The 12,920-nt window shown below is 67.5% G+C and carries 13 protein-coding genes and 1 pseudogene; 3 read left to right on the plus strand and 11 right to left on the minus strand.

What is annotated here, in order from left to right:
• From B3587_RS10595 to merA, 6 genes are all read right to left on the minus strand, one after another.
• Positions 1-205: helix-turn-helix domain-containing protein (locus tag B3587_RS10595; protein WP_292728456.1), on the minus strand; the 205-nt coding region annotated here is incomplete at its 3' end.
• Positions 206-274: 69 nt separating this feature from the next.
• Entirely contained in the window at positions 275-1,195 is a 921-nt protein-coding gene (locus tag B3587_RS10600; RefSeq protein ID WP_058623030.1) for a cytochrome c biogenesis CcdA family protein, read from the minus strand.
• Between the two features lie 3 nt (positions 1,196-1,198).
• Positions 1,199-1,723 carry a TlpA family protein disulfide reductase gene (locus B3587_RS10605; RefSeq protein WP_005882713.1) on the minus strand — a complete coding sequence of 175 codons (525 nt, stop codon included), beginning with the start codon at positions 1,721-1,723 and terminating at the stop codon, positions 1,199-1,201.
• Positions 1,720-1,923 (minus strand): hypothetical protein, encoded by a 204-nt coding sequence (locus tag B3587_RS10610; protein WP_375236801.1) that lies wholly within the window; start codon positions 1,921-1,923, stop codon positions 1,720-1,722. Before B3587_RS10610 ends, B3587_RS10605 begins: the two co-directional genes overlap by 4 nt.
• Positions 1,924-2,047: 124 nt before the next feature.
• On the minus strand, positions 2,048-2,710 hold the full coding sequence (merB, locus tag B3587_RS10615) for an organomercurial lyase MerB (protein ID WP_228179124.1): 663 nt from the start codon (positions 2,708-2,710) through the stop codon (positions 2,048-2,050).
• Between the two features lie 45 nt (positions 2,711-2,755).
• Complete coding sequence (gene merA / locus B3587_RS10620) at positions 2,756-4,180, minus strand: mercury(II) reductase (protein WP_292728465.1); 1,425 nt, start codon at positions 4,178-4,180, stop codon at positions 2,756-2,758.
• Between the two features lie 105 nt (positions 4,181-4,285).
• Here merA and B3587_RS10625 point away from each other — a divergent pair, with 105 nt between their 5' ends.
• Together B3587_RS10625 and B3587_RS10630 are read left to right on the plus strand one after the other, a co-directional pair.
• Positions 4,286-4,675 carry a heavy metal-responsive transcriptional regulator gene (locus B3587_RS10625; protein ID WP_040347802.1) on the plus strand — a complete coding sequence of 130 codons (390 nt, stop codon included), beginning with the start codon at positions 4,286-4,288 and terminating at the stop codon, positions 4,673-4,675.
• 160 nt (positions 4,676-4,835) lie between these two features.
• Positions 4,836-5,705 carry an AraC family transcriptional regulator gene (locus tag B3587_RS10630; protein WP_228178093.1) on the plus strand — a complete coding sequence of 290 codons (870 nt, stop codon included), beginning with the start codon at positions 4,836-4,838 and terminating at the stop codon, positions 5,703-5,705.
• Positions 5,706-5,721: 16 nt separating this feature from the next.
• On the opposite strand, the gene B3587_RS10635 is transcribed toward B3587_RS10630, so the two are convergent.
• The 4 genes and pseudogenes from B3587_RS10635 to B3587_RS10655 all read right to left on the minus strand — a co-directional run.
• Positions 5,722-7,323 carry an ABC-F family ATP-binding cassette domain-containing protein gene (locus B3587_RS10635; protein ID WP_292728471.1) on the minus strand — a complete coding sequence of 534 codons (1,602 nt, stop codon included), beginning with the start codon at positions 7,321-7,323 and terminating at the stop codon, positions 5,722-5,724.
• Positions 7,324-7,542: 219 nt separating this feature from the next.
• Positions 7,543-8,499 carry an alpha/beta hydrolase gene (locus B3587_RS10640; protein WP_292728473.1) on the minus strand — a complete coding sequence of 319 codons (957 nt, stop codon included), beginning with the start codon at positions 8,497-8,499 and terminating at the stop codon, positions 7,543-7,545.
• A 171-nt stretch (positions 8,500-8,670) separates the two neighbouring features.
• On the minus strand, positions 8,671-9,540 hold the full coding sequence (locus B3587_RS10645) for an NYN domain-containing protein (protein WP_292728481.1): 870 nt from the start codon (positions 9,538-9,540) through the stop codon (positions 8,671-8,673).
• Positions 9,541-10,440: 900 nt separating this feature from the next.
• Positions 10,441-11,157: pseudogene (locus B3587_RS10655) on the minus strand (ArnT family glycosyltransferase); the annotation flags it as partial.
• 140 nt (positions 11,158-11,297) lie between these two features.
• On the opposite strand from B3587_RS10655, the gene B3587_RS10660 reads away from it, so the two are divergent.
• Positions 11,298-12,089, plus strand: coding sequence for a hypothetical protein (locus tag B3587_RS10660; protein WP_292728475.1), 792 nt, complete (start codon positions 11,298-11,300; stop codon positions 12,087-12,089).
• Positions 12,090-12,104: 15 nt separating this feature from the next.
• On the opposite strand, the gene B3587_RS10665 is transcribed toward B3587_RS10660, so the two are convergent.
• A complete protein-coding gene (locus tag B3587_RS10665) occupies positions 12,105-12,743 on the minus strand; it encodes an MBL fold metallo-hydrolase (RefSeq protein ID WP_292728477.1) in 639 nt (212 codons plus the stop codon).
• Between the last annotated feature and the right edge of the window lie 177 nt (positions 12,744-12,920).

Consider the following 12,920-nt stretch of genomic DNA (forward strand, 5'->3'; position numbering starts at 1 on the left):
GGGCGGCTGTCGGGGATTGCTTAGGCGTCGATGAGCGGTCGAGCAGACCGACCTCACCGAACTCACGATGGCGATGGACCCACTTTGACGCGGTAGCGCGGGAGATTCCCATCTCAGCTGCCACGTGAGCGATCGGCCGGGTCTTGCAACGCTCGACCAGCCGCCGACGTCCCTCGACTGACAGTGGCGAGTTGCGGTGAGTCATGCACGTCCTTCGAAGAATGTTCCAGTCGAGTCGCTGAGTCCCGGACCAAGCCCCCCATTCAGCCGTCGGCTACTGACCCTCGTGGTCGCCGCCTGACACGCCGAGGCCGACGTTCGTGGTGTCGCAGCAGGCCTCCGGCGATTCGGAACTGGCTCGACGCCGCCTATGGGCGGCGCCAAGGGCGAGTACTACGAGGAGGGAGATGACCGCGAGCGCCGCGATCGGCGCCGTGTGAGCCTGAACCCAGCCGGACAGGGTCGTTGAGAGCCTGGCGACACCGCCGGCACGGCCGGTCGCGACGAGGTTGTTGTCGGCGGTGGCGGCGGGCCACCAGTACCACGCGAGGTAGACGCCGGTGAGCAGCAAGACGGCGCCGGTGATCCGGGGGCCATAACTCCCGAGGCGTGCGACGTGGCGGGTTAGGCCGGTACCCGCGGCGGTGGTCGCGAGTGCGAGCAGCAGCAGGATGCTGGCTGAGCCGGCGGCGTAGACACCGAAGACTAGCAGCAGCCCCGCGTAGCTGGCGGTGGCCTGTGCCTGGGCGATGACAGCAAGGATCACTCCGAAGGTGCACGACAGGGAGGCGAGGGCGTAGCCGATCCCGAAGACCAGCATCCGGGCGGTTGGCGGGAGGCCTTCGGTTGCTCGGCCGGTGATCCGGGGCAACCGCACGGAGATCGAACGGCCGGCCAGCATCCACAGGCCGAGGAGCACCAGTAGGACGCCTACGGCGAGACCGAGTTTGGGCGCTGCCTGGATCAGGCCCCGAGCCCCGGCGCTCACCAGCAGGCCCGCAGCTGCGAGGGTGCCGGCGAACCCGATCGCCAGTGCGATTCCGGACCGCAGGGCCCTCAGCAGCCGCACCGGGACGGGCGAGGCGTCAGCGTCGCCGAGGGTCTGGCTGATCCAGGCCGGCAGCAGCGCGAACCCGCATGGGTTGACCGGCGCCACCATGCCGGCGGCGAAGGCGAGGCTGAGCAATCCGCCCATGGATCAGGCTCCGGCCTTGACGAGTTCGGCGGTGATCGTCTTCGCGTCGGGCTCGGTGGCACGGAAGGTCACTTTGCCGTCGCCGTCGATGACGATGAGGGTGGACAGGGCGGCAACGTCGAATCGCTGGGACAAGGCGGCACCCTCGTCTATGGCGGCCGGGACGTGTTCGGCGTCGACGTACTCCATGAATCCCTCGATGGTCTCCTTGGACTCGCCGGGGTCCATGTCGACGGCGAGGAAGCTCGCCCCAGCACCCGACTTCTCGGCAGCGGTGGCGGCCTCGCCGAGGGAGCGGACGCCTTCAACGCATTCGCCGCAGCCGACGGAGAAGAAGAACACCGCGGTCGGCTTCCCGCTGGCGGGCAGGCTGACCATCTGGCCGTCGATGCTAGTAACCGCCGCTGGCGTGCCCGCATCTGCGGCTGGTGTGGCGTCGGTGTTTCCGCAGGCGGTCAGAGCCAGGGAGCCTGCAAGCAGGAGGCCGGCGACCGAGAGGGTCGCGCGGCGGGTGCGGGTAAGCGTCATCGGTTCTGGTCGTCCTTCGTGTCGCTGGGGTGGGGGGAGTTCACAGGCGGGCAACAGCCATGCCTGGCGTTGTTGCCGCCGCTGCGGCGCCGCGTGGTCGCGAGGACCGCGAGCACCAGGACGGCGATGCCGGTGCCGATCACCCAGGGGTTGCCGAGGAACCCGCCGACACTGGCCAGCAGACCACCGGCGAGGAGCAAGGGAAGTAGGGCGCAGCAGGCGACCATGAGCAGCGCGGCCCCGGCTCCGAGGAGCAGGCCGCTGCCTCCCGGTTGGTCGTCGTGGTGGACTTCATCGGAGTGGAGTTCCCTTCGGTGTTCTTGGTCAGCAGCGGCAGTGGCCGTCGTCGGCCACTGCCGCGTTGGCCTGGAACTGGTTGAGGAAGCCGGTCGTGAGGTCGGTACCGATTCGATAGGCAACGGCCACGGGCACGACCTCGGCGCGGGGGTGCTCGGCCAGCCAGCCCGCGGCGTCCTCATCGGAGGTGAAGTAGTGGACCTGGTTGCAGAAGGAGGACCGGATCGAGGTGATCTGGTCGGGGTTGACCAGCGACACCACCGCGGTGGCGGGTTCGACGCTGGTGACGCCGGCGACGGGGTCGATGGTGACCCGGATCGGCTCGCCGCTGGTCGGGGAGACCGACTCCACGCTCGCCGCGCGCTCGAGCAGGGTCGGAAAGATCAGGGTGTCCAGGGCGCACCAGGTGTAGAGCTCCTCACCGGCCACGGTGAACCGGTGAGGGGTGGGGCGCAGGGTGAGGCCCTGGCCGATGATGCGGCCCTGGTCGTCGTACTCGGTGTCCGGCACCACGGCCAGACCCGTGCGTACGTCGTCGACCGGACGGCCGGCGGCCGCGGCGAACTGCTCGACGGTGACCGGGCCGCCCTCGACGATCAGCCGCAGCAGCGGGATCGATAGGACGGCGTCAAGGCCGGTCTCTTCGGTGTTGTTGAGTCGTTCGGGCAGTTGCGTCGTGAGCTCCGACATGGCGGTACCTTCTTCATGAGTCGGGTGGAGGCTGTCGGCTGCGGGTCACGCGCAGCAGGACAGCTTGGAGATGTCGGTGGTGAAGGCCTTGGCGGCGATCCGGATGCCTTCGGTCATGGTCAGGTAGGGCGCCCATGCGTCGGCGACCTCGGTGACGGTCTTGCCGAGGATGTGGACACCGGCGGCGGCGAGCTCGCCGGCGTCTTTGGCGACGGCGGTGAGGCCGAGGATCTCGCCGGTCTCAGCGTTGGCGACGATCTTGATGAAGCCGCGGGTGTCGCGGTTGACCAGCGCCCGGGGCACGTAGTCCAGCGGCAGGACGCGGCAGTCGCAGCGGATCCCGGCAGCGAGCACCTGGGCCTCGGTCATCCCGACCGCGCCGATCGCCGGACTGGTGAAGGTCACCCGCGGCAGCCGGCTGTGGTCCACCGACCGCTCAGCGCCAGCGAACGTGTTCTCGGCGACCATGTTGCCGTGGTGGGCGGCGACGTAGACGAACTCGGGGTGCCCGGTCACGTCGCCGGCTGCCCAGATCCGGGGGTTGGAGGACTGCAGTTGGTCGGTGACCACGATCTCGCCCGTGTCGCCGGTCTTCACCTCCACCGCATCGAGGTTCAGCCCATCGGTGACCGGTCGGCGGCCGAGGGCGACGAGGACCTGTTCGGCGTGGAATTCCTGCTCGCCGCCGGAGATGTCAGCGGTGACAACAACCTGGCCCCTGACGTCGTCACGGGCAACGTGGGTCGGGACCGCACGGCGGACCACGCGGATGCCCTCGTCGGCGAAGACCTCCTGCAGCGCCTTGGATACCTCCGGCTCCTCCTTCGACGCCAGCCGGGAACGAACCAGCAGGGTGACGTTCGACCCGAGCCGGGCGAACAGTTGGGCCTGCTCCAAGGCGACGTAGCCGCCGCCGAGCACCAGCAGCGAGTCGGGAACCTCGGTCAACTCCATCGCCGTGGTCGAGGTCAGGTAGCCGGCCTCCTCAAGACCGTCGATCGGTGGGGCCCATGCGCTGGCGCCGGTGGCGACCAGGTAGTGATCAGCGTCGATCGTCTCGACCGCACCGTCAGTCGCGGTGACCTCAAGAACGGGCGCTTCTGGCGTGCCGGCGAACGCAGCGTCGCCGTGGCGGATCTGCCAGCCGTAGGCGTCGGCGACGTCGACGTACTTCTCACCCCGAAGTTCCTCGACGAGGTCCTGCTTGCTGCTGATCAGCGCGGGCATGTCCACGTCGTCCGCTGTGGTGGCGATCCCCGGGAAACGGTTGCCCGCCTCGGCAGCGGTCTGGCGGGCCTCAGCGGCGGCGATGAGCGCCTTCGACGGCACGCAGCCGGTGTTCACGCACGTGCCGCCGAAAGTGCCGCGCTCGATCATCACCACCGACTTGCCGAGCGTGGTCGCGCGGATCGCGGCGGCGAACGCGGCGCCACCCGATCCGATGATCGCAAGGTCGTACCTGGACTGCATCCCGATTCCTCCCCTGAGTCTTGAGAATTGCTCTTGATGCAGCCACAATGGACCTTCCAGTGCGGGGGAAGGTCAAGTGCGACCTGTGACACATCGGAGACCCAGATGAGGATCGGCGAACTCGCCGAGGCGGCCGGCACCACCGCCAAGACCCTGCGGTTCTACGAGGAGCAGGGCCTGCTTCCCGCGGCCGAGCGCACCGCGTCGGGATACCGCGACTACGATCCGGAAGCAGCGACTCGGATCGACTTCATCCACCGCGGCCAGGCTGCCGGACTTACCCTCGCGCAGATCAAACAGATCCTCGACATCCGCGATGGAGGCGAGATTCCCTGCGGCCACGTCCGGGACCTCCTAGACGTTCGTCTGAAGGACATTGAGCGCCAGATCTCGGATCTCGTCTCCCTCCGCGACAACGTTGCCGCCCTCCGCGACGCAGCCGCAGAACCCGAACCCGAGACCTGCAACGCCGACGAGGTCTGCAGGTACCTGTAGCCAATCCGAGATGATGCGCGCAGAGGCGGAGCGTCCTGCCGCGACCTTCCTACGTGACCACAACGTTATGGCCAGCAACACCTAGGCCGATCGAACCGGACCGGAACGATCGGGCGCGCGCGGGGTCGACTCTCGCAGGCTGGATGTCGAAGGAGGCCCCATGATCGCGGAACTCAATCGACTGATCGATGTCATCGACGACGATCTATCCGAAGACCTCGATGTCGCGTCGCTGGCGCGGGAGTCGGGCGTGACGGAGTACCACCTGCGGCGGATGTTCTCGTCTTTGGTCGGGATGCCACTGTCGGAGTACGTGCGGCGGCGACGGATGACGGTGGCAGCTGCGGCGGTCGTCGCCGGTGACCCGCTGCTCGACATCGCGGTGCGGTTCGGGTACGGGTCGACCGAAGCCTTTGGCCGGGCGTTTCGCGCGGTCCACGGCTCGACGCCCGCCGAGGTGCGCGTGAGTGGCGGTCCCCTTCGTACGCAACCGAAACTCAGGCTCCGCCTGACCGTCGAAGGGAACACCACCATGGACACGCGCATCGCCGAACGCCCCGCGTTCCGTCTGGTCGGACACGCCGCTCGCGTGCCGCTCATCAACGAAGGAATCAATCCGCACATCCAGACGTACATCGCCGCACTGCCTGAGAGCGAACACGCCCGACTCAAGGGGCTCAGCAGCACCGAACCGAGCGGCTTGCTGCAGGTGAGTGACGGCGTCGATCCGGACTACCGGGAGGGAACCGAGCTCACCTACCTGCACGGCGTCGCACTGGATGCTGAGGCCCCCGTGCCCGACGATCTTGATGTGATCGAGGTCGAGGCAGGGGAGTGGGCGGTGTTCCGCACGTCAGGACCGTACCCCGCAGCGCTCCAGGAGGCCTACGCGGCCTCCGCGTCGGACTGGTTCCCCGCCAACCCCTGGCAGCTGCGTCCCGGTCCCTCGATCGTCGCCGTCCTCGAACGCGCCGACGACTTCAGTACCGCAACGACGGAGCTCTGGATGCCGATCGCACGCCGCTCATAGGTCACCTGCTCGGCGCCTACCGCATCGCGGTCAGCAGTCCTGCGGCATCCAGCTCGAACTCAGCGTCCAGCCTCAGCCGATCCAGGAATCCGCGGTCATGACTGACCACGATGATCGCCCCGCGGTAGGCGCCGAGCGCATCGATGAGTTGCTCCGTGGTCTGAAGGTCGAGGTTGTTGGTCGGTTCATCGAGCACGATCAGCTGAGGTGGCGGGTCGGTGAGGAGCACCTGCGCGAGCGCGACGCGAAAGCGCTCGCCGCCCGAGAGGGCTCCGACGGGCCGATCCACCATGGTGCCGCGTACGAGGAGCCGCGCGAGCCGGTTGCGAAGCTCAACTCGCGGAACGTGGGGGGCGACCCGTGTCACGTTCTCCATAACGGATGCAGCGTCGTCGAGGTTGTCGAGCCGTTGTGAGAGCTTGCCGATGCGGTGAACGTGCGCGACCGCCGCGGCCGTCCCAGGCGCCGCCGCCACGCCGGAAATAAGCCCCTCCAGCAGGGTCGTCTTGCCGACCCCGTTCTGTCCCGTAATCGCGATGCGCTCCGGTCCCTGGATGATGATCGTGCGCCCGTCGCTCCCCGTGAACTCGGCGATCCGCTTGCCTGGAGGGACGGCCGGGTCGGGAAGGTCGATGCCAAGGCGGTCGTCATCACGGATGCGTGACTCGGCCTCCTGCAACGAGCGCTGCGCCGACTGCATCCGATCATCGAGCAACGAGCGCTGCTTTCCTTGGGTCTTTTCGGCAGAGTTGCGTCGGTCATTGACGACGGCGCCGATGTACTTGCGGTTGGCGGCATCCTTCTTCCCCTGCCGCTGGCTGTGCGCGATACGCTCGGCTGCGGCGATGCGCTGCCGCTTCTCGACGCGCACCGCGTGCTCCGCGGAGCGTACCGCGCGCTCGGCCGCCTCCTGGTCCCGCGAGACCTGCTCTCGGAACGCGGAGTACGGACCGCCGTACAGCGTCAGCGAACCGGCCCGCAACTCAGCGGTGTGCTGCATCAGCTCGAGCAACTCGAGATCGTGACTGACGACGATCACCGGACCGCCCCATGCGCCGATGAGGTCGTGGACTCGCGTCCGTCCGTGGGCGTCGAGATTGTTCGTCGGCTCGTCAAGCAGCGCAATGTCGGCTCCACGCATCCGGATGCCGGCGAGCGCGGCGACTGTCGCTTCCCCGCCCGAGATCGTCGTGACGGGTCGGTTCAGGTCGTCGATGTCGACGCCCGCAGCGCTCAGGGTGGCGATCGCTCGCTCTTCGATGTCCCAGTCTGCGCCGATCGTGTCGAACAGGGCGGGGTTGATCGCTCCCCGTTCGATCGCGGCTATCGCGTCCACGATCGAACGGATGCCGAGAAGATCGACGAGGGTATGGCTAGGGTCGGCATCCGTCCGTTGGGGCAGATAGTCGACGACGCCTGCCGCCTGGACGGATCCCGACGTCGGCCGGAGTTTCCCGGCGATCAGGCGCAGCAGCGTCGACTTGCCGACACCGTTGAGGCCGACCAGTCCCGTCGAGCCGGGTGGGAACGAACCCGACACGGCGTCGAGAACGCGGTGGCCGTCGGGCCAGCTGAATGTGAGGTCGTGCAGAACGACGGAAGGAATGGGGGCAGGCATGCGGAACTCCAGAACGTGTCGGTTCCTGACGAAGTCAGGGGTGACGCTGACACGGGTCCGCAGAAAGGGAGGATGGTCCGGTCAGCAGGGGATGCTGAAGCCCGAACCTGTCATGTCTCTTCCTTGCCGTTCACTCCCTCTCACGAGCAGCGGATGCCGCTGGAGTGCGACCTCAGTATGCCACTGCCGCCGCTGTACGCAAACGCGCCCGCGCGTTCCCTAGTGGGACAGGTGCTTCGCGAGGAACTCACGGCACCGTTCGAAGGCGACGTCACCCTCGGGATGGACACCCGGGAAAAAGTAGAAGCCGTGCGGCATCCCCGCGGGCCAGTAGCCGTCGGTGGGAGAGCCTGCCTTCTCAACCAGGGATGCGAACTCCCGCGCCGAATCGATGATGGGGTCGTGCGTGCCGGTCGCGAGAAAAAGCGGCGGGTATCCGGCCAGATCACCGTAGATCGGGCTTGCGAGGGGCTCGGTCCACGGCGTCGTCGGCAGATAGGCGCTGCGGATGAGCGCGAAGAACGGGCTGTCGTAGACGATTCCGCGCGGCGCCTGCTCTTGGAACGAGGGCCACCTCTCCTGGGTGAAGTCCGCGAACGCACCGAGCATGATGACCGCAGCGGGGGCAGGGAGATCGTGCGAGCGGGTGTAGAGCGGCAACGCAGCGGCGAAGTTCGAACCGGCCGAGTCGCCGGCGACGGCGACGCGCGACGGATCGCCGCCGACTCGGCCCGCCTCCCGCACGAGCCACGCATAGACGTCGGCGACATCGTTCAGGGGCGTGGGGAAGGGATACTCCGGAGCCATCCGATAGTTCGTCGACACGACGACGACGGAGTTATCGCGCGCCAGACGCCGAGTGATGTAGGCGGTGTCGAAGTCTGAGCCCACCGTGAACCCGCCGCCATGGGCATACAGGATGACGGGCAGCGCGGCATCCTGGTCAACGGCGTGCGGCCGGTAGACCTGAGCACTGACATATCCGTTGCGCACGGGGAGGTAGACCGTCGTCTCCTCCACGTCGGGGACCGTTTCCTCGGCCGAGGGTGGGATGAGCGCCGGATCGGGCTTGCGGATGCGGTCGGCACCGATGTAGCCCGTGCGCACCGGGAGGATCATCATGTCGCGGAGCGCAACGGGCTGGCGATTGTTCGCAATGACCCGGTATGACGGCATCGCGGGATCGTCGGGGGAGATGTAGCTCAGCCCGTCGATCTCCTTTACGACAGTGACATCTTCGGCAGCGTGAGCAGCGCAGCGTCAATCATGTGACCTCCCCGATCCGGGGCGATGCTATCCGACCTGCGCGGCTGGGTCCATCCCCGCGTCTGGTCCGTCGTGTAGGTCTCAGCGCGTGCCCGCAGCCAGACGGATCTGCACGATGTTCTCGGTTTCGTCGATCTCGGCGACCTGCGGATGCGCCTTGATGAACTCCGTGAAGCTGCGGAAGCCCAGGGCGCGCTCGCTGAAGCCGGGATCCAGGCGCGTTATCAGGCTCTTGACCACGTTCGCGTGCTGCCAGTCCGTGCCCTCGCGGTCGCCCTCCAGCCGCAACGCCCGCTCGAGAAGCTCGGCGCCCGGATCTGCGGACTTCTTGCGGCTGCGGCGCGTCTTGCCGGACGCCTTGTCTTCGGCATCCTTCGCCGGCTGGCGCTCGATGCCGGGGAGAGCGTCATAGGTGTCGAAGCGGTCACAGGCCGCGGCGAGGGAGCGGGCGCTGGAGCCTGCAACGCCGACTCCCACGACGAAGCGACCGAGGCGCTTGCAGCGCTGCGCGAGCGGTACGTAATCCGAATCACCGGCGACGATCACCACGTGCGAAAGGTCGGGCAGCCGAAACATGTCCTCGACGGTATCCACGGCGAGCCGAATGTCGGCACCGTTCTTCGCGTACGCAGCGGCCGGGAACAGCTGCACGAGATCGACCGCGCGAGCAACGAGCTGCGAACGGTACTCGGCGTTGACAGGCGACGACCAGTCCGCGTATGCCCGCGTAAGCACGAGTGTGCCGAAGGATGCCGCGTAGTCGATGATCGCGCCGAGATCCACGGTGGCTGCGGCCAACCGCTCCGCGATCTCCGGTTCGGTCGGATCGGATGCGATGCGCTGGCGGTCCCTGCCGTAGGCGTTGCGGCCATGCACGGTGTCGTACCAGGACATCACGATGTTGTCGAAGTCCAGATACACGGCTACGCGTGGGTCGGTTCTCTCAGCCATGCTCACTCCTCGTGGGTCCACGGGCGCCCGCCTGCTTCCCCCCGAGCCTAGTCTCGACATCCGTCCGCCCACACGGGTCGCGCTGTCCCGCAGATCGCGGAGGATCCGTAGGGTGCCAGCATCGGTGGTGGATCGGAGGACGCCCATGTCGCCCGTGTCTCGCGGTTTCGGTGCTCGTCGGCGCGAAACGAACGACCGGTTGCCGCCGGGGCAGTACCTGACGACCGACTTCCCGGTGCTGTCGGCTGGCCCGACGCCTCGTATCGACACGGGTGCGTGGAGCTTCACGATCCGCGATGGACGGGGTGGATCGCGGGCATGGACGGCGAACAGCAGCACGATTGCGAGCGCGCCGACCGCAGCCTGGATCACCGAGACCACCGTGGAGTAGCCGGGATACCAGAGCGAGATCAGCACCGCGGTCACGCCGGCCACCACGATGAGCGAGACCTGTGGCCACAGGATGTCTCGACGCCGTGCAACCCCGAACGCGAGCCCGACAAGCAGCGCAACCGGCACGGCGAGCGCGGCGGTATAGAACTGGTGCATCCCGTCGACGGCCGAGAACATTGCCGCGAAGATCACGAGCCACGCCCCGAGGAACACGGTGACTGCGCGCGAGAAGCGCAGCATCCATAGCACCGACGCGGCAAGAAGTGCCGCCGGCAGGAGCCACGCGATCTGGCCGGCGAGCTGCTCGGTGAACAGCCGCACCGCGCTCGGGTCTCCGGAGAAGGGTGGGCTGAATGACAGGTACTCGGATGAGTCGGCGGTGGCCGAGAAGCGGCCAAGGCCGTTGTAGCCGAACACCATCTCCCAGGGATTGTTGCTCAGTGTGCTGCCGATGTAGGGCCGCGAATCGGCGGGGATGAGCGAGACGATCACGATCCACGTCAGCGACGCCGCAATGCTGATGGTCGCCGACGCGGCGAGGTGCCAGAGGCGCCGGATGACTGGCTGGGCGGTGATCAGATACGCGAGCGCGAGAGCGGGCCACACAGCCCATGCGACGAGCATGTACATCTGAAACGCGAGCCCGATGAACAGGCCCGCGGTGATGAGCCAGCCGAGGCTCCGCTGGGCGAGGGCACGCGCCGCAGCCCACGCGACCAGGGACAGACTCAGCACGAAGAAGGTTTCCGGCTGATTGGAGCGCGACACGGCGATGAGGATCGGTGTCGTCGCTGCCACCGCGCCGGCGATGAGCCCGGCCGTAGGCGAAACGAGGCGCCGACCTGTCGATGCCACGACGACGACCGTCGCCAGGGCGGCCAGCGCGTTCGGCAAGACGACCGTCCACGTCGAGTACCCGAACGCGGCGACGAAGAGCGCGGGAACCCAGAACGATCCCGGGATCTTGTCGAGACTGACGGTTCCCGCTGGGTCGAAGGCGCCGAAGAAGAAGTTCGCCGGGCTCTGACTCATCGAGACCGCGATGGCTGCGTAGTACTGCGACTCGGATGCCGAATCGATCGCCCACACGGTGAGCAGCGCTGTTGCGAGGGCGAGCACAGCGATGCCGATCCGAAAGCCCCACGGGGACGGGCTCTGGTCGGTGAGAGGTCGCGTTGTGGAGACGAGGGGCGCAGCGGGCAGCGGGTGAGCGTCGGTGACCATGACCCTGACGGTAGGAATCGTGGTGAGGCATGGCCTTTCGCAGTCCTATGAGGAACCTATGGTTTCCGTCGTCGAGCCTTGCTGTGCGGTCGGGCAGGCGCATCGGCCCCTGCTCTCCTGCCGCCTCGATAATGGAACCCATGAGCGCGACGTTGCCGAGGGCCATTGGTCGCGAGCTGGCAGCGCTTCGAGAACGCGCCTATGGCCCGGATGCCGACATCGCGATGGATCCGGCGGCTACCGCCCGGCTCGCCGAGCTCGAGGCGCTTGTGCGCGAGGGTGAAATCTCGGCGGCCAGGCAGTCCAAGACGGACGACACTGCTGACACGCCGCTGACGACGTCCGCCGGCGGCGTGCTCTCAGGGGCAGACGGGGCCGGTGCAGGCGATAACCCCTCGCTGGGGACCGAGACTTCAGCCGAGGAGCCGCTGCTGCCGCCTCCGGCATCAGCGTGGTGGCGGCACCCGGGAGTGTTCGGTGCGGCCGGACTCGCGCTCGCGGTCGGGCTCGGACTCGGGCTTGCGCTACCTGCTGTCTGGACGGATCGACCCGACTTCATTGCCGGCGTCGACCGCGACGCTCCGGTTGACCCGACCGAGGCGTGGATCCGTCAGGCGGAACGGGCTCTTGACGTGGACGCAGGCAACCTTCGGCAGTACGAGCAGGTGCAAGGCGTGACGATGTGGACGGGCACGAACGCTGTCGGTGCACGGTGTCTCATTGTCGCGTGGGGGGAGCTGTGGGGGAACGGGAGTTGCACGCCCGCACCCCTGGACCCGGTCGTCGACTTCCGCGTGAATCCCGACATCCCCATGCCGCTGGCAGCGCCCCTGGACGAGGGCGGCGTCGTGCGCTTTGTCGCTCGCGGCGACGTCGTCGAGATCTGGGTTCGCGAACCCACCGACCTGGGAAGCAACCTCAGCGCGAGCTGATCGGGAGCGGGGGCCTCAGATGTCGACCGAGGCTCCGGCATCCAGTTCGAGGAACTCGCCCCCGCCCTGCTCGGTCGCCCACCGCAGACGCTGACGCCCCATCGTGCGTCCGATGATCGAGAGCGTCATGTCGTGTGTTCCGAAGCACATCCGTGGAGCGACAGCGAGGACGAAGTCCATGGCCTCCCCGATCTTCAACCACGGCGCGCCGACAGGAGCCGCCAGAAGCTTCACGTTCCGTCCTTCCGGCACCTCGTACGAGTCGCCCGGATAGTAGAGACGGTCGTTCACCAGCACACCGACGTTGTCGATGACGGGGATCGATTCGTGGATGACGGCGTGCTTGCCGCCGAAGAACTCGAGCTCGAACGGGCCGACTTTCATGCTGTCGCCGGGCGAGACCACCGTGACATCGAACCCCGCGGCGGCGTCGGCGAGGCCCTGGGGCCCGATGATCTGCGCCTTCGGTGCGTTGCTGAGGATGCGACGCAGATGCTCCGGTGTCCAATGGTCGGGGTGCTCATGCGTGAGCACGATGGCCACGACATCGCCGTCATCCGGGAGCGGATCGGTGAACGATCCCGGATCGACGACCAGCGTCTTACCGGAGTCGCGGATCGTGAGGGCAGCGTGCTCGTGCTTCGTGACTCGCATATCCCGAGTCAACCCTCGCGACGGGGCTCGAGGCAACCCCGCTGCGGTCTTCGCGTCGATTTGGCCGGCCGTTCGGATGCATGGCATAATCGAACGGTTGTCTTGCGGCCCCATCGTATAGCGGCCTAGTACGCCGCCCTCTCACGGCGGTAACGCGGGTTCGAATCCCGCTGGGGT

Source organism: Microbacterium sp. UBA837, from assembly GCF_002296025.1.
Classification (GTDB): domain Bacteria; phylum Actinomycetota; class Actinomycetes; order Actinomycetales; family Microbacteriaceae; genus Microbacterium.

Excerpts from the sequence above, each read along its gene's own strand:
- B3587_RS10600 (WP_058623030.1), bottom strand. The coding sequence starts at position 1,195 with ATGGGCGGATTGCTCAGCCTCGCCTTCGCCGCCGGCATGGTGGCGCCG.
- B3587_RS10605 (WP_005882713.1), bottom strand. The coding sequence starts at position 1,723 with ATGACGCTTACCCGCACCCGCCGCGCGACCCTCTCGGTCGCCGGCCTC.
- merB (WP_228179124.1), bottom strand. The coding sequence starts at position 2,710 with ATGTCGGAGCTCACGACGCAACTGCCCGAACGACTCAACAACACCGAA.
- merA (WP_292728465.1), bottom strand. The coding sequence starts at position 4,180 with ATGCAGTCCAGGTACGACCTTGCGATCATCGGATCGGGTGGCGCCGCG.
- B3587_RS10625 (WP_040347802.1), top strand. The coding sequence starts at position 4,286 with ATGAGGATCGGCGAACTCGCCGAGGCGGCCGGCACCACCGCCAAGACC.
- B3587_RS10630 (WP_228178093.1), top strand. The coding sequence starts at position 4,836 with ATGATCGCGGAACTCAATCGACTGATCGATGTCATCGACGACGATCTA.
- B3587_RS10635 (WP_292728471.1), bottom strand. The coding sequence starts at position 7,323 with ATGCCTGCCCCCATTCCTTCCGTCGTTCTGCACGACCTCACATTCAGC.
- B3587_RS10640 (WP_292728473.1), bottom strand. The coding sequence starts at position 8,499 with ATGCCGTCATACCGGGTCATTGCGAACAATCGCCAGCCCGTTGCGCTC.
- B3587_RS10645 (WP_292728481.1), bottom strand. The coding sequence starts at position 9,540 with ATGGCTGAGAGAACCGACCCACGCGTAGCCGTGTATCTGGACTTCGAC.
- B3587_RS10660 (WP_292728475.1), top strand. The coding sequence starts at position 11,298 with ATGAGCGCGACGTTGCCGAGGGCCATTGGTCGCGAGCTGGCAGCGCTT.
- B3587_RS10665 (WP_292728477.1), bottom strand. The coding sequence starts at position 12,743 with ATGCGAGTCACGAAGCACGAGCACGCTGCCCTCACGATCCGCGACTCC.